The following is a 19,990-nucleotide window of genomic DNA, read 5'->3' on the forward strand; positions in this document are numbered from 1 at the left end:
TATACGGTTTTTTTGCCTGACACCAGACTTTTGTGCGTTTCCCCAAGGCTGAACATGCTATAGAATGCGGTTTCTTTGCCCAATCAGGTTAAAAATCAGGAGACTAAAATGGCGGACTGGGAGCTGGCTTTAGCTGAGTTAAAACGCGGCTGCGAAGAAATTCTGCTGGAAGAAGAGCTAATAGCCAAGTTAAAAGAAGGCAAGCCATTGAAAATAAAGGCAGGCTTTGACCCAACTGCACCAGATTTACACCTTGGCCATACCGTTTTGATCAACAAGTTGCGTGCTTTTCAGCAGTTAGGCCACGAAGTGATTTTTCTGATCGGTGATTTCACCGGCATGATTGGCGATCCGAGCGGTAAAAACGTCACCCGCAAGCCGTTAAGCCGTGAAGATGTGTTAGCCAATGCTGAAACCTATAAAGAGCAGGTGTTTAAAATTCTTGACCCGGCCAAAACAAGGGTGGCGTTTAACTCAGAGTGGATGGGCGAGCTGGGCGCCGCCGGTATGATTAAGCTGGCATCGCGTCAGACCGTTGCGCGTATGCTGGAACGTGATGATTTTAAAAAGCGCTTTGGCAATAATCAGTCAATTGCTATTCATGAGTTTTTATACCCGCTGGTACAAGGCTGGGATTCTGTGGCGTTACAAGCTGATGTTGAAATGGGCGGAACCGATCAGCGCTTTAACCTGCTGATGGGGCGTGAGTTACAAAAAGACGAAGGCCAACGCCCGCAAACAGTAATGATGGTGCCGTTGCTGGAAGGCCTGGACGGCGTGCAGAAAATGTCGAAGTCTTTGGGCAACTATGTTGGTATTACCGATGCACCTAACGACATGTTTGGCAAAATTATGTCTGTTTCAGACGAGCTGATGTGGCGTTACTACGATTTGCTTAGCTTTAAACCGGTTGAAGAAATCACTGCGTTAAAACAGCAGGTTGCTGACGGTGCTAATCCGCGTGATATTAAAATTATGCTGGCAAAAGAAATTATTGCCCGCTTTCACAATGATGCTGCAGCAGAAGCTGCGCATCAGGATTTTACCCAGCGCTTTAGTAAAAATGCCTTGCCGGATGATATTCCCGACGTTACGGTAAGCTGTGATGCTGAATCTATGTTGATTGCCAACCTGCTAAAAGAAGCTGGTTTGGTCGACAGCACTTCTGAAGCTATCCGCATGATTAAACAAGGTGCAGTAAAACTGAATGGCGAAACCAAAATAGATGATAGCAAACTGGAAATCGTTAAAGGCAGCTCTGAAATTTATCAGGTGGGTAAACGCAAATTTGCCCGTATTACACTGTTATAAGTAAAAAACGAGCCCCGTTGATACCTGTATCTTTGGGGCTTGCTGATAACGCTATGCCCGCTTTCAGATCATTAATGCAAACCTTATTGATAATCGTTGCTATTTAAAATAAAATGCAACTTCCTCATGCAGTCAAAGGTTTGTTCCCATGTCTACTATTCAATTCCGGTTATTGCCAGTCGCAACAGCGGTATCTCTGGCAATCGCGGCCACATCTTCTGTTGCTGTTGCTGAAGAACAAAACAGCAAAGCAATAGAAAGGCTTGAAGTTAAAGGTTCTTACACAGTAAATGAAGTGGTTGACACTGCTACCGGCCTTGGGCTGACATTGCGTGAAACGCCACAGTCGGTGAGTATCATCACTGAGCAACGGATGCGTGATCAGAATATTAATACCGTGCTGGAAACGGTAAAAAATGCCGTTGGTGTATCCTCTACCGAACTGGATAATGTGCGCAGCTCTTTTAAATCTCGCGGTTTTGAAGTTACCAATTACCAGATTGACGGCGTACCCATTGCCTGGAGTTTAGCTGGTGATTCCGGTGAAACCGTAGCGGATGTCGCGATTTACGAGCGGGTCGAGTTTGTGCGTGGTGCCACAGGCCTGCTAACAGGCGCTGGCGATCCGTCGGCTTCGATTAACCTGGTAAGAAAGCATGCAAACAGCACAGATCTGACAGGTTATGTTAATGTCGCCGCTGGCAGCTGGGATAAAAAGCAGGTTACGGCTGATGTTGCCGGTGGGCTTAACAGCAGTGGCACTATACGCGGCCGTGTAGTGGGTAAATACCTGAATACTGAGTCTTACTGGGATCAGTATGAAGAGCGCAGCAACGTGTTATACGGTGTGCTGGAAGCTGACTTATCTGCTGCAACCTTGCTAAGGGTCGGCGCAAGTTACCAGAATCGTGATCCTAAAGCGGCAACCTGGGGCGCGTTACCTGCTGTCTTTAGTGACGGCACTTTTATCGACTGGGATGTGTCGAAAACCACCGGCACCGACTGGACCCGCTGGGACACATCTAATACCAACTATTTTGTTAACCTCAATCATGCTTTTAGCAATGGCTGGCAGTTGGTAGCCAACTATAACCGTATGGAATACGAAAAAGACTCTAAACTGTTGTATTTCTATGGTGCCATGGATAAAGAAACCGGCGAAGGGCTTAATGCTCAACGTTACTGGGCCTATGGCGAAACTGAACAAGACAGTTTTGACATCCAGCTAAAAGGTGACTACCAGCTGTTTAACCAGCAACATGAGTTTGTTATCGGTGCCATTTCCAGCAAACAGGATATTGCAACTGACTCGTATACCCCTATCGGTGGTGATATGAGTGGTGGTTATGATCGCGTTGATGTTGGCAATTTTTACCAGTGGAGTGGTCTGGCAGAGCCAGAATGGGAAGCCAATCCGGTAAGAGCCGAAGACGTTACCATTAAGCAGGAAGGGGTTTATGCAGCTACCCGTTTGTCTGTTACTGATGCGCTGAAGTTTATTGTTGGTGGCCGTATGTCCAGCTGGGACCGTGAAGGGCTCTGGTATGGCGCGATGGAAGATTACGGCAACAATAGCGTATTTGTACCTTATGTAGGTGCATTATACGACCTGACTGAGCAGCACCGTTTATATGCCAGCTATACAGAGATTTTTAAAGCGCAGGACAGAAGGGATGCCAGCAACAGTTTATTGGACCCTGTTGAAGGCAAAAGCTACGAAGTGGGGCTGAAAAGCACCTTCTTAAATGATTTGTTGCACACTACTGTATCCCTGTTTCAGATTGATCAGGAGAACCTGGCTGTAGTAGATCCGGACTTTGTACCAACAGCCGAGCAGCAAACCGCTTACTATGGAGCAGACGGCACACAGAGCAAAGGTTTTGAACTGGAAGTGGTAGGTAAGCCATTGGAAGGCTGGAATATCAGCGCCGGTTATTCGCAGTTTAAAGCTGAAGACGCTCTTGGCACTAAAGTGAATACCGATAGCCCGCGTAAGCAGTTTAAGCTGTTTACTACCTACCAGTTTGTCGATTTACTGCCAGAGCTGACCATTGGTGGCGGTATTAACTGGCAAAGCGAAACCTCTGCTGCAGGCGGTGGTGTGCAGTTGACTCAACAGGCTTACTCATTAACAAACCTGATGGCGCGCTATGATATTGCCGACAATATGAACCTGCAGCTTAACGTTGCCAACTTGTTTGATAAAAAGTACTACAACTACATGACAGCGTTCGGCAGTGCTTACACCCAGTATCGCTATGGTACGCCACGTAATGTTAGCGTTAGTTTTAACTACGCTTTTTAACTAACGGACATTCTAACATCAGCGATATTTAAGCGCGTTATGCGGATTGCCCGGCAGGGCAATCCGTTTTTACTATCTCATCCTGCACAATTATTACTGCTGGCGAAAGCTAACTTCCCCGCATAGCCCCGGCCTGAAATGGGCTGACACACTCTTTTTGTTGCCACAGTGGAAAAACAGCCACTTCACTTCTAAAGTTGTAACACTTGTCAAAAAACTACAGCGTAGATTAGCAGTTTATTGAATTAGCTTTTAACAACAAGGTTACGCCAGGTATGGATACTTTTGAGCTAAGCCAGCTGCAGGATGCCATAGCGCATTCTGCTGTTGATGCCATTATCGTTATTGATCAGCAAGGTTTAATTTGTTTTTTCTCGCCCTCGGCAGAAAAGCTGTTTGGTTATAGCCCGGCCGAATGTGTTGGCCAGAACGTACGTATGTTAATGCCAGAGCCGTTTCATAGTGAGCATGACGGTTATCTGGCTAATTATGTAAAGCACGGTTTGGCGGCTAAGATTATTGGCTCTGGCCGTAATGTACAGGGTAAACGTAAAGACCACAGTATTTTTCCTATGCACCTTTCTGTTGGCGAAGCCAAAGCAGGCGTTAAACGCTATTTTGTTGGTATTTGCCATGATTTAACGGCATACGAAGCCAGTGTTAAAGCCCACCTTAGTTTACGCTCTATGCAGGATGCACTGCTGGAAGCTGCGGTAGATGGCATTATTTCTATTGATGAATGGGGCATAGTGCAAAGCTTTAACCGCGGCGCTGAACAGTTATTTGGTTACAAAAAGCATGAGGTGATAGGCCAGAATGTCAGCATGCTAATGACATCGGCGCATGGTAACCAGCATGATAGCTACCTGCAAAACTTTAAAGGCGGTGGTAAGGCCAAAATTATTGGCATTGGCCGGGATGTGCCAGCGCAACGCAAAGATGGCTCAGTGTTTCCGATGCATTTGTCGGTGGGAGAGTCTCGCACTGAGCATGGCCGGTTGTTTGTCGGGGTATGCCACGACTTATCTGAGTTTAAAGCGGTATTACAGCGTTTAACGTCTGCTGAGCAGCGTTATCGCGATATAGTTGAAAACCAAAAAGAATTTATCTGTCGTTTAAGCAAAAATTCACGGCTTACCTTCGTCAACAACGCATTTTGCCGTCAACTTAATCAGCCGATTATTCAGGTGCTGGGTATCTCTATCTTTGAATTTATTCATGCAGACGAGCGTTACAATGTTGAGTCACTATTGGACCAACTGCGCCAGGCAGAGCTGGCACAAACCATTTCGTTATTGGTGCGCATGCTGGGGCCGGACAACAGTGTGCACTGGGTAGACTGGACATTCAGCACACTAATTGGGAAGGTTGATTCGGCTGATGAAATTCAGGGGGTGGGCATTGATATTACCGAGCAGGTAAAAGCGAAAAATCATGCTAAGTTTCTTACCCATTTTGACGCCTTAACTGGTTTGTTAAACCGCGATGGCTTGATAGAGCAATTTAGCCGGCGGCAGGACAAAACTCTGGTTTATGCGGTACTGTTTATTGATTGCCATCGTTTTCGCCTTATCAATGAAAAGTACGGCCATGATTTTGGTGATTTAATGCTGATAGAGGCTGCCCACCGGCTGCAAAGTATGTTGCCCGATGGGGCTTTTGCCTGCAGACCGGGGGCAGATGATTACATAGTGTTATTGCCGGTGGCCGATCACAGCAGCTTGCTGCCTTTTGCTCAGAGCGTGGTTGATAAGTGTACAGAGCCTTACTGGCTGGCTAACCAGAAAATTTCACCTTCGGTATGTATTGGTATCAGCAGCTATCCGGATGATGACACTGATTTAAATGTGCTGATCCGTCAGGCTGAGTCGGCCATGTTTGAAGCCAAGCAGCAAGCATTGCCACTGCGGATGTACCATGAAGATATTCACAATGCACTCACCCGGCAATTGGAGATAGAGCAAGGCTTACGCCGTGCGCTGGAGCAGGATTTACTCAGCGTAGTGCTGCAACCAAAGTACCATTTATTAAGTAAAAAGCTGGTGGGCTATGAAGCCCTGGTGCGCTGGCACGATGCCGAACTGGGTTTTGTTGCACCAGACATTTTTGTGGCAGTGGCCGAGGCAGTAAATCTGGGCAAAAAGCTCGATTGTTGGGTAATTAAAACAGCGTTGCAGCAAATCAAACTTTGGCGGCAAGCCGGTTTGCAGCCGCAACCTGTGGCGGTAAATATTACCGCTAAACACTTTTCAGATCAGGCGTTACACAGTTATGTTATTACCAAGCTGCAACTGATGGAGTTACCGGCAGAGTGTCTGCAACTGGAAATTACCGAAGGTGTGGCAATGGATAATTCGCCGGCTATTCTGGAAAACCTGAATGCTTTTCGCAATGCCGGTATTAAAGTTGCGATTGATGATTTTGGTACTGGCTATTCTTCATTATCTTATCTTACATCCTTACCTATTGATTATATTAAGATTGATAAAACCTTTGTCCAGGCGCTTGAAAACGGCCACAACCTGAGTTTGGTCAAAGCCATGCTGGCGATGGCACAGGCAATAGGTGTAGCCGTAATAGCGGAAGGTATTGAAACGGCGAAGCAGCAGGAGGTACTGGCTGAGCTTGGCTGCGAGTTTGGTCAGGGCTATTTATATGCCAGGCCAACCAGCTTTAGCGATATTGAACAGCAATTATCTGCGGCGTTGCGGGTGCAGTAACCCTCGGCACAGAGGTAGCAGACGGTTAGCCGGCAATAATAAGAAGGTGCCGGGCGAAAATAAACATGCCCGCCGCGGCACCGTGATTATTGCAGTATCAGGCACGTTTTTTCAGCAATAGCGCAATATCGTCACTGCTACTGATTGGTTCAGCATCTGGTTCGGTTTTGCGTGGCCGCAGTTTTTCACCCAGCACCAGCATGCAGGGGGTTAAAAACAAGGTTAGCAGGGTGGCAAAGGTTAGCCCGCCGGCAATAGCGCTGGATAACTGCGTCCACCACTGGGTTGACGGCGCGCCAAAGCCCAGGCTGGGTTCCAGCAGGTTAACATTCACCGCCAGCACCATCGGCATTAAACCCAATACTGTGGTAATTGACGTAAGCAGCACCGGGCGTAAGCGCAGGCAGCCGGTTTCCAGCGCGGCATCAATAGCCGATAAGCCGCTGTCACGCAGCTGATTATAGGTGTCAATTAAGACGATATTGTTATTTACCACTATACCGGCCAGGCCGATAATGCCCATACCCACCATAACTATGCCAAAGCTCTGGCCGTTAACCAGCAAGCCGAGCAGAACACCGGCCGTAGAGAAGATAATGGCTGATAAAATCAGCAGGCTTTGATACCAGCTGTTAAATTGCACCAGTAAAATCATCAGCATCAGGAAGATAGCGGTAGCAAAAGCGCCCATCAGAAAGGTCATGGCTTCTTGCTGATCCGCACTTTCACCGGCGGTTTTAATATGCACATTGTCAGGTAACTTAATATCACTGCCCAGCAGTGCTTGTAAGCGCTCGCCAACCTGATTTCCCGGTGCCAAATCACTTTTTATCGTTACAGCACGGTTGCCGTCAATACGTTTAATGATACTGGTTTTCGGGGCAGGTACCAGTTTAACAAAGTTGCTCAGCGGTACCTGGCCACGCTGAGTTTGAATAGTTAACCGGCCCAACTGATCTAAAGAGCGCCAATTCTCCGGAAAGCGCACCCGAATATCGACTTCATCGCTGGCATATTCCGGGCGAAACTTAGCCAGCAACAAACCATTACTGATCATCTGCACGGCATTACCAACGGTTAGCACATCGGCACCAAAACGGGCAGCTGCAGCGCGGTCAACTTCTATGCGCCACTCGATACCGGGTAAGCTCCTGTCATCTTCTATATCAACAAAGCCGCCCATTTGCTGCATTTGGCTGATAATTTGTGTTACTGCCTCTTCAGTTGCGGCAGCTTCCATTGCACTGACCTGCAGCTCTATCGGTTTGCCTGCCGCCGGACCTTCCTGCTGCTGACGAAACTCCAGAATAACGCCCGGGATATCTTTGGTCAGCTCGCGCATTTCGCTAAGAATATCTGCCGCGCGGCGTCTGTCGTACCAGTCAATAAACTGAAATTGCAAGGTACCAACCACATCGGGTGCCAGTTCGCCGCTGCTACTGGCCAGTGAGCGGGCATAGAGTGCTTTTACCTCTGATAACCCCAGCAGGCGCTGCTCTACCTTTTGCAGCAGAATATCTTTTTCATAAATAGACATATCACCACGGGCGCGCACCCAAACCTGGGCTGATTCTGGTTCTACCGACGGGAAAAACTCCAGGCCATGGTTATATTTACCGTAAGCAAAAAAGATTAATACCATAGCGCCAAGCATACCGGCAAAGGTCAGGCCTGGACGGCGTAACAAGCGTGAAAGCAGACCGCGATAGGCTTTACCCGCCCGGCTTTGTGCAACTTCATGTGCAGGGGGCTGCGCTTTACTGAGCCCACCCATTACCGGTAAGAAAATCAGCGCCATAAATAACGATGCCAGCAAACACAAAATGACGGTGGCAGGCAGGTATTTCATAAATTGACCTACCACACCGGGCCAGAACAGCAGCGGCATAAATACCACAACAGTGGTAGCGGTGGAGGCGATAATAGGCCAGGCCATGCGTCCGGCGGCATTAGCCCAGGCTTTTTTCGGTTTTTGCCCTTCAGCCAGGTTACGATCGGCCAATTCACTGACTACTATAGCGCCGTCGACCAACATACCGGCGACTAAAATCAGTGCGAACAGCACGATAATATTCATGGTATAGCCCAGTGCGTAAATCAATAAAATACCGGCAAAAAACGCACCCGGAATCGTAATACCAACCAATACTGCCGAGCGCACACCCATGGTGGCTACAATCAGGATCAGTACCAGCACCACAGCAGTTAACACGTTGTTCAGCAGATCTGACAGCATGTTTTTCACTTCAGTAGACTGATCCATAATGTAGTTAATCTGCATACCTTCAGGAAAGGCTGCACTGGCTTGTTCAATCAGTACTTTGGTCTGTTCTATGGTGGAAATAATATTTGCGCCGCTACGTTTTTTCACTTCCAGCACCACTGCCGGCTGGCCATTAATACGGGCAAAACCGAGTGGATCTTTAAAACTGCGGCTGATGGTAGCTACATCGCCAAAAGTGATAACGGTATCGCCGTCGACCTTAATTGGCATCGACAATACATCGTCTAAATTTTCAATAACGCCCGGCACTTTCATCGCCATACGGCCGGCACCGGTGTCTAAGCTACCAGCAGCAACCAGGCGGTTATTGTTTGATACCAGTGTGAACAGTTGCTGGTAATCCAGGCCGTAGCCTTCCAGTACCTGCGGATCTACCACTATTTCCAGCAAGTCTTCGCGGTCGCCGCCAATATCGACTTCCAGAACTTCAGGAATAGCCTCTATATTTTCCTGTAACTGGCGGGCGATAAATACCAACTGGTTTTCTGATATCGGTCCGGATAAGCCCACTGACAATACCGGAAACAAGCCAACGTTAATTTCATTTACCGTGGGTTCGTCAGCTTCGCTGGGTAGTTTAGCCCGGGCGGCATCAACTTTAACCCGCACATCGGCCAGTGCTTTGTCGGCATCAAAACCGGCATCAAATTCCAGCATTACCGAGGCATGGCCTTCACTGGAGGTAGAAGTCATTTTTTTAATGCCTTCTAATGAGCGCAGTTCATGTTCCATCGGCCGCACCAGCAAGCGTTCACCATCTTCCGGGCTGATGCCGTCAAGCGACATCGACACGTACATCATCGGGATAGCCACATCCGGGTTGGCTTCTTTGGGAATAGACTGGTAAGCAGTAATACCGGCAATAAACAAAAACAGCAGTAGCATTAAGCTGGCGCGGCTGCGCTGAATAGCCGCCTGAATGATGCTGTTCATGACTTGGCTCCGGCAACCAGAACTTTATCACCAGCGCGGACAAAGCCGGCGCCCTGAGTGATAATTTGCGCCCGTTGTGGCAAGCCACTTACCCAGGCTCCGTCGTTATCAGCACTTAATATCGCCACCGGATAAAACACCACCTGCTGTTGTTCATCAACAACTGACACACCAAGATGGCCACTGGTATCCAGGCTTAGCAGTGCGGGGGATATCCGGTGCGCCTGCACTGGCGCCAGTTGTACTTCAACAGTGGCGCTGCCACCGGCAATACGCAGTAACTCGGGGTTGGCTACGGTGACTTCAATATAAAAACTGCGGGTGGCGGTGTCGGCAGCGTAGCTGATAAAGCTAAGCTCGCCGCTTAGCTCACGGCCTTCAAGCAAGCGCAAGGTAACATCCTGGCCCTGTTTTAATGCGGAAATATGCTGCTGCGGAATTTGGGCGGTTACTTTAAGCTGGTCAATTTGTACCAGTTGCATTAGTTCGGTGCCGGTTTGAATTAAATCACCTACTTCAATATGGCGGCGATCTACTACACCATTAAACGGCGCTACCGGCTCAGTTTGTATTACAGCAAGCCGGGCAGTTTGCAGTTCAGCCTCTGCTGTAGCCATTTCGCTTTCCAGCCTGGTTAGCTCAGTTGCCGATAAAAATTTTGATTCCCCCAGTGTGCGGGCGCTTTCCAGCTCGTTTTTGCGCAGTTTCAGATTGGCCTGCGCCTGTGCCAGCAGCGCTGTGCGGCCTTCGTCTGACAAGCGCAGCAGTTTGTCACCTTGTTTAACCGTATCGCCTTGTTGTTTTAGTAAGGCTTCAACTGTGCCGGCTTGCTGCGATTTAATACTTACCGTGCGCCAGGGCAATACCTGCCCCTGGGCAATTTGTTTAGCCTGATAGGGCTCGGCATCTGACCAGCGTGCTTCTACTTGTGACAACTCAACAACAGGGATTTGCTGCTCAGCAGGTGCATCTGCTTTAGCGCTGTAATTGTCGCCGCTAAACAGCCAAAAAATAAGCGCCAGACTTAAGATCACGGCAATAACAACAGGGGAGAAAGAAAGCTTTTTAAACATGAAAAATCCTTGGCAGCAGCAATAAACTCAGAGCAGTATAGCGTTAGAGGGGAATATACCGGCAGCTATAAATACCAGCAAGTGAGCAACTGTAAGCAAATATAGCCGGCTTAACGTTTTACTGCTGGTTACGGGCGAAACGTGCCAGTTGTTGCTGAGTACGGGCGGTGCCGGATAACAGATCTTTTGCTGCCTGATCAATAGAGGCCATTTGGTTATAGGCATCACCGGTCACCTGTTCAATAGCTGATAAGTGCTGATGCGTTTGCTGGTAGCGTTGCTCCAGTTCCAGTACGGTGTTATTAATGTTTTGAATACCGCTTTTGGCTTGTTGCAGTTCTTGTTGCAACTGGCTGAATTCGGCGCTGGTGCTGTCAATTTGCTGCTGCGCTTGTTGCGCTTGCTGGTTCAGGCTTTGCGATTCGGTGCGGGTGTCACCAACCAGTTGCTCCATTTCATTTAAAAAGCCGGAAATTTGTTTGGTGGCGTCATTGACTTTCGCGGCCAGCGTACGCACCTCATCAGCTACCACGGCAAAACCGCGGCCGGCATCACCGGCGCGGGCGGCTTCTATTGCGGCATTCAGCGCCAGCAGGTTGGTTTGATCGGAAAAGTTTTCTACCATCACCAGAATTTGCCGCACATTTTCTGAATTTTTGTGCAAGCCGTTGATAGTACTGCCAAAACTATTAAGCAGTGTAACAATGCCCGATAACTGGCCGGTTAGTTGCTGCATCTGATTGCTGGCGACTCTGGCTTTATCTACAGCGACGCCGGAAACCAGGCCCACCTGATCGCCATGCTGCACGATATCGGATAAGTATTGCAGCACTTCATCACTTTCACGGCGAATTTGGCCACTACGCTTTTCGGTATCCTGCAAATGGCTGCGGGTACTTTTTACTGCACCGGATACCTGCTCGTTAACTAAATGGGTTTCGCCGGCCTGCTGGTGAATATCGCCCAGCAACACCCCCAACTGGCTGACAAACTGGTTGTATTCTTCTGACAGGGTACGAAATTCATCATAAGTAAAAGCAGGCAGGCGGTGGTTAAGATCGGTACCTTTGCGGTTGGTGTCGTGCAGGGCTGATACCAGAGCTTTCACCGGTCGTACAATCAGGTAGTGCATATAGCCGATAGTAAATACAAAGGCTGTTACGCCAAGCACCAGCAATAACCACCAGCGGCTGTCCGCCCCGGAGGCAGGATACGCCAGATACAACGCCAGCAGGAAAAACAGCGCTAAAAAGCTGATATTACCAACAATTTTACGGCTTAAAGTGCCAAAGAAAGTGCGTTCAATAAACAGGTAAAGAGAGGTAAAACCAGCCATAAGGTCGCAAGTCCTGCCAGAATATAATAATAGAAAATAGCATAACATAGCGTTTTAGACGCTGCGACCATTGCGCCGTAATGCGGTTGATCTGGCGCAAACTTATGTTAAATCGCCAGTTTACGGCTAATAAACCAACCTGTAATCATAGCTATGATAAACGCCAGTGTGCCATGGCTACCCGAGCTTAAAGCCGCTAATGCCGGGCCCGGGCAGTAACCGGCTAAACCCCAGCCTGCGCCAAACAGCAACGCTCCGATAAGCAGCGGTTTATCCAGGGTTGTTTTAGTGGGCAAGCTGAAACTTTGAGCAAACACCGGTTTGCCTTTGCCGATAAACAGCCAGTAGCCACAGCTATACACGGCAAGTGCCGCCGCCATAACCAGGATTAAACTTGGGTCCCAGTTAGTATTTAGCGTTAAAAAGCCCAGCACTTTGTTTGGGTCTATCATGTGTGAATAAGCAATACCGACTGACATCAGCAGCCCGGCGATAAAAGCGAAAATAATCGGCATGACAGTCTCCTTAACTCAGCAGGGTGGCAACCAGCATGCCGCTTAACATAAACAGCACAGTAGCGGTGATGGATCGTGGTGATAAGCGGCTGACGCCACAAATACCATGGCCCGAAGTGCAACCACTGCCCCAGCCGGTGCCAACGCCCACTAATAAACCGGCAACAATAACCTGCCAGCTAAGCTGCGGTGTGCTGTAGCTGTAATCCGTTATTATTGCCGCAACTAATAGCGGGCCGGCAACAATACCGGCTAAAAATGCCAGCCGCCAACTGCGGCCTTCGCGGGTAAATAAGGCTGAACTGGTAATACCGGAAATACCAGCGATACGGCCATAAAATACCAATAAAATCAGCGCGCCCAAGCCTATCATGGCGCCGCCAATCAGGGCTTCAACCGGGGTGAAGTTTTCCATTGTCTGCTCCAGCTCTTATTTAACAGCCAAACCTGCGTCCAGCCAGGCTTGCATACCACCGGCTACCGAATATACCTGCGTAAACCCCATACGTTGCAATGATTCTGCTGCCAATGCCGAGCGTGCGCCAGAGCGGCAAATTAAATACAGCGGGCTTTGCGCTAACTGCGCCAGCGCCACGTCTGCCGCGCAGCCGCTTGCTGCGACTTTGGGGTGATTATGAATATTCATCTCCAGTACGCCACGCGGATAATTTACCGCACCACTAATATGCTGCTGGGCGAATTCTGCCGGCTCGCGCACATCAACCACCAGGGTTTCAGCGTCGGCAGTAAGCGCTGTGCTCAGCTCATTGATACTCACTTCCTTAATTACGGCTTTGGCCTCGGCCACCAACTGTTGTGCTGTTTTCATTTGACACTCCCGCCTGCTGAAATTAAATAACAGATTGATAAATGACGACGACCGCCATAATCACTAAAAATACGGCAAAGGCACGTTGTAGCTGCTGTTTGGGTAAGCGTTTGCCAACCGCTGCGCCGGCATAGCTACCGGCAATACCGGCAACAATCATCAGGCCGATAGTGTTCCAGTCAAATATGGCGCCGTCTGCAGCCATTACCCAGTAGTATTTACCAAAACCGACAAAAGACTTCATGGCAATAATTACCAGGCTGGTTGCCACACCAACCGGCATGGTTAAACCGCCTAGTAACACTAAGGCAGGTACTATTAAAAAGCCGCCACCCACGCCAACAAAGCCGGTTATTGCACCCACAGCTAAGCCATCGATAACAATTTTTACCGGCTTAAATGCTTTGCCGTTGCCAAGCTCGCCAATATTGCTGCGCCACATCATCACTGCGGCGACCAGCATCAGCATAGCGAAGACCAACAGCTGCCAGCGGGCATCGACTAAAGTGCCCAGCCAGGCGCCGCCATAAGTACCGGCCATTCCCGGAATACCAAACCACATAACATGACGCCAGCTAATCAGCCGTTGCAAGCCATTACGCACTGAGCCAAACAAGCTGATACCGGCTACAATCAACAGCGAAGACGCTATAGCCAGCTGAGGCGGCATATGCAGCAGATACAACAACACCGGCACAGTCAGTATAGAGCCGCCGGAGCCAAACAGACCCAGGCTTAAACCAATTACTATTGCACCAAGTAAGGCCAGCATAATGTGTTTGTCCTATATAACATATTGGAATATGCTTATAACATGAATTGCATTCTAATGTGGTTTTCGCTAAGCTGCAATGAAATTTAGATATTTCTAATTTACGAGGTGGGTATGGCTGCTAATAACGTGCATATTGAAATGTTTTTCGATAAAGACAGTTCAACTTTTAGCTATGTAGTCACGGATAGCAGCACTAAGGCTGCCGCCATTATTGACCCGGTGCTGAACTACGATGCTGCCGCCGGCCTGATTAGCACGACAGACGCTGACAATATACTGGCCTATATTGCTGCCAAAAATCTTACCATAGCCTGGATTTTAGAAACCCATGCCCATGCCGATCATTTATCTGCAGCGCATTATTTGCATGTTAAAACCGGCGCACCGGTGGCAATAGGTGAGGGCATTCGTAAAGTACAGCAAACCTTTAAACTGGTGTTTAACCTTAATGACGACCAATTGCTGGCCAAAGGTGACTATTTTGACAAATTGTTTGCCGATAACGAGCGCTTTAGCATTGGCAGTGTAACCGCGCAGGTGATTAATACCCCTGGCCATACCAACGACAGTGTTAGTTATTTGATTGCAGGCAACTTATTTGTAGGTGACTCACTGTTTATGCCCGATTCCGGTACCGCACGCTGCGATTTTCCCGGTGGCGATGCACATATTTTGTACCGCTCCATTCAGCGTATTTATCAGTTACCGGACGACACTAACATTTTGATGTGTCATGACTATCAGCCCAACGGCCGCGAGTTAAAATACCAAACCAGTGTGGCGGAGCAAAAAGCGCAGAATATTCATGTTAAAGCCGATACGCCGGAGCAGGAGTTTGTGCAAAAACGCGAAGCCCGTGACAAAACCCTGGCGGTACCCCGGTTAATTTATCCTGCGGTACAGGTGAACATTCGTGGTGGCCAACTGCCAAGTGCTGAGCAAAACGGCGTAAGTTACATAAAAATTCCGTTAAAACAGCTGTAAACACCCACTGAAAAGATCGGCTGGCACAGACAGCCGATCTTTTATGCGCTATAAACCGTAGTCTTGTTTAACAAATCAGCAAAGAGACGTGTACGGATGAAAAAGCCAGCGCAACAACCTTCAACCCAGCTGCCAGACCAAGCCTTTAAGCTATATGACAAATACGCTCACGGCATGCTAAGCCGGCGCGATTTTTTTACTGCTATGGCCGGTTTGGCAGTAAATGCGGCACTGGCAACAACTTTTATCAACAGCATGTTACCCAACTATGCGCTGGCACAGCAGGTATCGTTTAACGATGACGATATTATTGCCAGCTATCAGAAATTTGCCTCGCCGCTGGGCCACGGCGAAGGCCGGGGTTATCTGGTTAAACCGAAAAATGCTGCTGCAGCAATGCCAACTGTGCTGGTGATCCACGAAAACCGCGGTTTAAACCCTTATATTGAAGATGTTGCCCGCCGCCTGGCGAAGGCCGGTTTTATTGCTTTTGCCCCTGATGCGCTCTGGCCGCTGGGTGGTTATCCCGGTAACGATGATGCCGGCCGTGAGATGCAAAGCCGGCTGGAACCGGCAAAAATTGTGGCCGATTTAGCCGCAGCAGCACAATGGCTGAAGCAACTTGACGGTGGCAGCGGTAAGCTGGGCGTAGTGGGTTTTTGTTTTGGCGGCGCCATGACGGGGCGTTTAGCTGCAGATTTGCCAAATGTGGTAGATGCCGGAGTGCCGTTTTACGGCTCGCCACCTCCGGCTGACAAGATAGCAGCGATCAAAGCGCCATTACTGGTGCAGTTAGGTGAGCTGGACGAGCGGGTGAATAACCAGTGGCCAGATGCTGAAGCGCTGTTTAAGCAGCACAAGGTCAATTACAAAATTGAACTGTATCCGGCATCTCACCATGGCTTTCATAACGATTCCACTGCGCGTTATAACAAAGAGATGGCAGAGCTGGCGTGGCAGCGTACGTTGGCGTTTTTCCGCCAGCATCTTAGCTGATACTTGTTTGTGCACGGTGCTTTAGCGTAATCTGGCGGCAGACAAAACAAACAAGGTTACAGCATGAGAATAGCGTTGTTGGGGCTTGGCGATATAGCACAAAAAGCCTATTTACCCTTAATAGCGGCTATGCCAGGCATTACACCACTGCTGTGCACCCGCCAGGCAGCTGTGTTGCAACAGCTAATGCAGCAGTACCGTATTAAAGAAGGCTACACAGAGCTTACGCAGCTAATTGCTGCTAAGCCCGACGCTGTAATGATCCACAGCAGCACCGACAGCCATTTTGCTGTTGCCACGCAATTATTGCAGGCCGGTATCGCGGTGTTTATTGATAAACCGCTCAGTTACAACCTGGCTGAATGTGAGCAACTGCTGGCACTGGCACAGCAGCAAAACCTGCCATTATTTGTTGGTTTTAACCGCCGTTACGCACCCTTGTATCAGGCTGCTTTAGCCACACCGCCAATACAACTGCACTATCAGAAAAACCGCTATAACCTGCCGGCGGATAGCCGTACTTTTATTTATGATGATTTTATTCATCTGCTGGATTTTGCGCTTTATGCTGGCGGTGTACAAAACCCGGCACAGCTTAAACCACAGGTATATGGCAGTTATACCGGCCAGCAACTGGCTAGTGTGCAGGTACACTGGCAATATCAGGGCGCGGCGTTTTCTGTATCAATGAATCGCATAGCCGGTAATAGTTTTGAGCGGCTGGAATACTTTGGTGCAAATCAGCACTGGCAAATTGATAATCTGGTGCAGGGGCATTACGCCGCTGATAATCAGCAGCAGTTACTAGGCTTTAATGACTGGCATAATACCTTGTATAAGCGCGGTTTTGTTACCATGCTGCAGGCTTTTGTGGCGCAGCTGCAACAAGGTGGTACTAACCCGGCGATGAATCAGGCGGCGCTGTGCAGCCATCAGTTGTGTGAACAGGTAGTGCTGCAACTGCAGCAACATAGCCCAGCTAAAAAAATGGCCGCTCAAAGGGTTGGGACTCTGAGCGGCCAATTACAACAAAAGGTACCACGCAACCGGCATACTATATAACTGCCATGCAGCGTGCTTTGATACAGCGCAAGAATAACCTCGTTAGCACTGCCTGCCCAGCGACAAAATGTAAGTGTTTATAACCGGTGTAACAACTCCAGTGGTAAGTGCCAAAGCATGTATAGCCAGCGGTAAAGCTGGTAAACTACGGCGTTATTTTTTGCTTAGGGGGCACTAGTGCGTTACCAGTGGATTTTATTTGATGCCGACGAAACGTTGTTTCACTTTGATGCCTTCAAAGGGTTGCAGTTAATGTTTTCCCGCCAGCAGTATCAGTTTAGTTCTGACGAATATCAGTATTATCAATCAATTAACCTGCCGCTGTGGCAGCAATATCAGCAGGGCGAAATTAGCGCACAGCAACTGCAGGTAAACCGTTTTACCCCCTGGGCCGACAAACTTAATACCAGTGCTTCAGCGCTGAACAGCGCCTTTATGCTGGCAATGGCGGATATTTGCACCCCGCTGCCGGGGGCCACTGAGCTGATAACTGCTTTAAAAGGCCGGGTTAAGCTGGGTATTATTACTAACGGTTTTACTGAGTTGCAGCAAATCCGCCTTGAACGCACCGGTTTTGCCGATGTATTTTCACCGCTGGTGATCTCTGAACAGGTGGGGGTAGCCAAACCTCATATTGATATTTTTAACCATGCATTTGCCTTAATGGGCCACCCGCCGAAACAGCATATTTTAATGGTCGGTGATAACCCGCATGCCGATATACAAGGTGGCATTAATGCCGGTATAGATACCTGTTGGCTAAACCGCCATGGTGCCGCGCGGCCACAAGGCATAACGCCGAAGCATGAAGTCAGCTCACTGCTGCAATTGCAACAGTGGCTGGCAGGTTAGGGGGCTGCAAAAGCAAACCGGCCCGGCTGATTAAGAGCATTATTTAATCAGCTGGTATTGCTGCGCCGCGGTGTCGGTTTGCAGGCCAAAATGGCCCAGCACGTAGTTATAGCTGGCATTTTCACCCCAGATACTGCTGCTGTGAATACCGTATACCAGGCAGCTGCCGGTGGCACACACCACCTGATCGCTGTAACTTTTGATCGAATACACTTTCTGCGCAAAACGGATACCGTATAAGCTGTCAAGAAACGGGCTCGACACCGATAAACCCGCACTGCCGCACGTCGAGTTCCATACATTGTACGGGTAGACACCACAACTTAATAAGCCGCGAAAAGCGCCGGCAATACCAACAAAACTGTTTACCTGTGACGCTATCGCCAGCTTGTCTATTTGCTGTGCTGCCAGGGTGGCGCCCATTGAATGGCCGATAACGTCTATCTTGCCGGTGCAGGAATTGGCTAAGGCCTGTTGCAACGCATTGCGTACCGGTGTTTCTTCACTGCCGCTGTGGTCATTGCAGGCAGCGCAGCCTTTCGAGCCCCAGTCCGGCCGGTAAATATCGCTACTGCTGTAGCCTTTAGTCAGTAAGTAGTTATAAGTGTTATCCCAGCTTGCCGGCGTGGCGGTATTGCCATGCACCAGCACCACCGCATCAACACAAGCTGCCTGCAGCATAAGGCTGCAACTGGCAAGAATGGTAAAAAGGGTAGTAAGCAGATATTTTTTATAGTTATACATGGTGTTAGCTCCTGTTGGGTTGCAACCTAAGCTAAGCAGTTGGCGAAAAATGCACCATAGCACTTTAGTGCTGGCAAACATTAATAAGCTGGTTGCTGAATATATGGACATCCTATAAATTAGGTACTTAATACAGCGCGGCGCAAAAATATAATGCATGCTCGTTTTTTCTGGCCGTCATAATAAAGGTCAAGTATTTATAGTTATTTTTTCAATGGACTATCTAGGTGCGTTTCCTCTATAGGAATTGAGAAAACGAGCATGCACAATAATAAAATGTTAGGTGCAAGGAGTAGCATTGAAACCTGAGATTTCTATAGAAAAAGTATGGTTCGATGATGATGTGACTGAATTAAAAATTTCAGTCTGTAACGGACGCTCGGTATTCACTAACAAAGTTTATGTGGGTAACCATCAAATTTTAGAGTTAGTTAATGCACTTGATGTCTTTAAAACCCATTATTACGGTGGTTTAAAAGACATATTGCTTGGTACGTTTGGCCGTGAATACGCCAATGGTGCTTTTTCTGCGAGGCTTCACTTTCCTAAGCCGGGTGCTTTGTACATAGCAACTCATCAGCAATCTGAGTACTTTGAGTTCAAGGGGCGGGAAGAGGCAAGCGAGGCGAAAATGTACTTAAAAACGGAGCCTGTGCTTTTAGATAACTTTATTCAGGAGCTAAAGGGGTTAGGCAATGGCATTAATGATGTTGCAACGCTCGTTTGCACCTAACAATCCGCGTCATTCGGGGCCAACGGCCCCTGCGATGCTCACAAGTTCGCGCGCATGCGCGGGGCGCTATGTGGCAAGGAGCCATCTTGAACTTTCTTAGTATTCTTAAATATTCGTTGATTCTCATCTTAGTGAAAACCTCAGTGAGCATAGCTTCAACGATGTATTTCGGCGTGGAAAACCTGGCAATTCTTTCGCCATCGGATTTGTTTATCTATCAGTACATCCCGTTAATTTTGGTGAGTTTACTGGTTCTGTCTTTCTACGCTAGAACCCAAAGCAGCCGGACTTTGCTTCATTTGTTAGCTGTAGTTTCGTTATCTGAATTATTCGGTTTTGCCGTTGTTTCTATATTAATGGGGGAGCTCTATGTTTCCCCTACATGGTTTATAGATTTACCAATAGCAGCTTTAATTATCGGGCTTTCTGCCATTATCGGTTCTAAAATCAGAGCTTTAACCAAGTTACCACATAACAAGCCAAGCAACACAGATGCGGCAAGCCGCACAGGCTCTTGAAGCGTTATCAATACTAGGAC

17 protein-coding genes are annotated in these 19,990 nt (G+C 48.5%); 9 read left to right on the forward strand and 8 right to left on the reverse strand.

Translation table 11 applies throughout. The features are described 5' to 3' along the window. Nucleotides 1-108 precede the first annotated feature (108 nt). The 3 genes from tyrS (at nt 109) to AR688_RS04200 (ending at nt 6,336) form a co-directional block, all read left to right on the forward strand. Entirely contained in the window at nt 109-1,311 is a 1,203-nt protein-coding gene (tyrS, locus tag AR688_RS04190; RefSeq protein WP_068229520.1) for a tyrosine--tRNA ligase, read from the forward strand. 148 nt (nt 1,312-1,459) lie between these two features. Then, nucleotides 1,460-3,616, forward strand: a complete 2,157-nt coding sequence (locus AR688_RS04195) for a TonB-dependent siderophore receptor (protein ID WP_068229521.1) — start codon at nt 1,460-1,462, stop codon at nt 3,614-3,616. Between the two features lie 275 nt (nt 3,617-3,891). Beyond that, the gene (locus AR688_RS04200; RefSeq protein ID WP_068229531.1) at nt 3,892-6,336 is read left to right on the forward strand and encodes a sensor domain-containing protein; all 2,445 of its coding nucleotides are present in this window, start codon (nt 3,892-3,894) and stop codon (nt 6,334-6,336) included. A gap of 97 nt (nt 6,337-6,433) precedes the next feature. On the opposite strand, the gene AR688_RS04205 is transcribed toward AR688_RS04200, so the two are convergent. The 7 genes from AR688_RS04205 to AR688_RS04235 form a co-directional block, all read right to left on the reverse strand. Then, nucleotides 6,434-9,553, reverse strand: coding sequence for an efflux RND transporter permease subunit (locus AR688_RS04205; protein ID WP_068229534.1), 3,120 nt, complete (start codon nt 9,551-9,553; stop codon nt 6,434-6,436). Next, nucleotides 9,550-10,626 carry an efflux RND transporter periplasmic adaptor subunit gene (locus AR688_RS04210; protein WP_068229537.1) on the reverse strand — a complete coding sequence of 359 codons (1,077 nt, stop codon included), beginning with the start codon at nt 10,624-10,626 and terminating at the stop codon, nt 9,550-9,552. The genes AR688_RS04205 and AR688_RS04210 overlap by 4 nt, the downstream gene beginning before the upstream one ends. Nucleotides 10,627-10,744: 118 nt before the next feature. Continuing rightward, nucleotides 10,745-11,962 carry a methyl-accepting chemotaxis protein gene (locus AR688_RS04215; RefSeq protein WP_068229539.1) on the reverse strand — a complete coding sequence of 406 codons (1,218 nt, stop codon included), beginning with the start codon at nt 11,960-11,962 and terminating at the stop codon, nt 10,745-10,747. A 107-nt stretch (nt 11,963-12,069) separates the two neighbouring features. Continuing rightward, entirely contained in the window at nt 12,070-12,477 is a 408-nt protein-coding gene (locus AR688_RS04220) for a DUF6691 family protein (protein WP_068229542.1), read from the reverse strand. Between the two features lie 10 nt (nt 12,478-12,487). After that, a complete protein-coding gene (locus tag AR688_RS04225) occupies nt 12,488-12,892 on the reverse strand; it encodes a YeeE/YedE family protein (RefSeq protein ID WP_068229545.1) in 405 nt (134 codons plus the stop codon). A 15-nt stretch (nt 12,893-12,907) separates the two neighbouring features. Beyond that, a complete protein-coding gene (locus AR688_RS04230) occupies nt 12,908-13,306 on the reverse strand; it encodes a rhodanese-like domain-containing protein (protein ID WP_068229547.1) in 399 nt (132 codons plus the stop codon). 22 nt (nt 13,307-13,328) lie between these two features. Then, a complete protein-coding gene (locus AR688_RS04235; RefSeq protein ID WP_068229550.1) occupies nt 13,329-14,078 on the reverse strand; it encodes a sulfite exporter TauE/SafE family protein in 750 nt (249 codons plus the stop codon). A 114-nt stretch (nt 14,079-14,192) separates the two neighbouring features. Here AR688_RS04235 and AR688_RS04240 point away from each other — a divergent pair, with 114 nt between their 5' ends. The 4 genes from AR688_RS04240 to yjjG all read left to right on the forward strand — a co-directional run bounded on the left by AR688_RS04240 (nt 14,193) and on the right by yjjG (nt 17,975). Then, complete coding sequence (locus tag AR688_RS04240) at nt 14,193-15,065, forward strand: MBL fold metallo-hydrolase (RefSeq protein WP_068229553.1); 873 nt, start codon at nt 14,193-14,195, stop codon at nt 15,063-15,065. Nucleotides 15,066-15,161: 96 nt separating this feature from the next. After that, nucleotides 15,162-16,061: a dienelactone hydrolase family protein gene (locus AR688_RS04245; RefSeq protein WP_068229556.1), complete on the forward strand. Its 900-nt coding sequence runs from the start codon at nt 15,162-15,164 to the stop codon at nt 16,059-16,061. 63 nt (nt 16,062-16,124) lie between these two features. Beyond that, nucleotides 16,125-17,123 carry a Gfo/Idh/MocA family protein gene (locus AR688_RS04250; RefSeq protein WP_068229563.1) on the forward strand — a complete coding sequence of 333 codons (999 nt, stop codon included), beginning with the start codon at nt 16,125-16,127 and terminating at the stop codon, nt 17,121-17,123. Nucleotides 17,124-17,300: 177 nt separating this feature from the next. Next, nucleotides 17,301-17,975, forward strand: coding sequence for a pyrimidine 5'-nucleotidase (gene yjjG, locus AR688_RS04255; RefSeq protein WP_068229565.1), 675 nt, complete (start codon nt 17,301-17,303; stop codon nt 17,973-17,975). 39 nt (nt 17,976-18,014) lie between these two features. Here the strand turns inward: yjjG and AR688_RS04260 are convergent, their stop codons facing one another. Beyond that, the gene (locus AR688_RS04260; protein WP_068229567.1) at nt 18,015-18,719 is read right to left on the reverse strand and encodes an esterase/lipase family protein; all 705 of its coding nucleotides are present in this window, start codon (nt 18,717-18,719) and stop codon (nt 18,015-18,017) included. 298 nt (nt 18,720-19,017) lie between these two features. Between AR688_RS04260 and AR688_RS04265 the strand changes: the two genes are divergently transcribed. Together AR688_RS04265 and AR688_RS04270 are read left to right on the forward strand one after the other, a co-directional pair. After that, on the forward strand, nt 19,018-19,452 hold the full coding sequence (locus tag AR688_RS04265; protein WP_068229571.1) for a hypothetical protein: 435 nt from the start codon (nt 19,018-19,020) through the stop codon (nt 19,450-19,452). 86 nt (nt 19,453-19,538) lie between these two features. After that, on the forward strand, nt 19,539-19,970 hold the full coding sequence (locus AR688_RS04270) for a hypothetical protein (protein ID WP_197412104.1): 432 nt from the start codon (nt 19,539-19,541) through the stop codon (nt 19,968-19,970). Nucleotides 19,971-19,990 lie beyond the last annotated feature (20 nt).

Origin of the sequence: Rheinheimera sp. EpRS3 (assembly GCF_001513785.1) — a bacterium.
Lineage (GTDB): Bacteria > Pseudomonadota > Gammaproteobacteria > Enterobacterales > Alteromonadaceae > Alishewanella.